Genomic DNA, 648 nt, shown 5'->3' with positions numbered 1-648 from the left:
ACCAAGAACTGTCTGATAGACAAAACAAAAACCGCGATTTTCTCAATTCCATCGATAGCCTCCCAGGCGTTAAAACCGAAGTGAATGCCATGCGCAAAGCCATGGATCACTATGTTGATTTCACGCGCGTCACCATGACACCTCTGCTCACCACCAAACACTCTTCTGGCTACACCACATCCGATTTCAATCAAAAGTACGAATCTGCGATGGCAGAATATCGATTGGCTGGCGAAGCAATGATCAACGCCATCGACAACCTGTCTAAGCAATTGAATCAAATCGTCACCGATGAAGTGGAAGCGAATGGCGAACAGCATTCAACCACGCTCACTTACAGTGCGGTTTCGCTTGCGCTGATCTTGAGTGCCGCTTCGCTTATTAGTTGGATACTAGCCAGCTATATCGTTGCACCGATTCGTAACCTTCAAGGAACCATGCAAGAAGTCGCGAAGGGAAATCTATTGGTTAAAGCCGAAGCCATCGGAAAAAACGAAGTGTCGCAGCTGGCTCAGGATGTAAATCAAACCATCGACAAACTGCGTGAAACAGTGAGTGCATTAGTTCGCATTAGTGAAGATGTGGCATCAGCATCGACTGAGTTAGCGACCGTTATGACTCAAAGCAGCGTCAACTCGGATCAAGAAA

Annotated in this window: 1 protein-coding gene; it reads left to right on the top strand. The window is 46.9% G+C overall.

Going from position 1 to position 648, the window contains the following annotated elements; translation table 11 throughout:
• The coding region (locus tag R7190_RS28200) for a methyl-accepting chemotaxis protein (protein ID WP_318137969.1) at positions 1 to 648 on the top strand (648 nt) is incomplete at both ends.

Source organism: Vibrio sp. 1078-1 (genome assembly GCF_033340475.1).
Note: the sequence above shows the minus strand (reverse complement) of the source record. Positions and strands in the feature narration are given on the sequence as shown.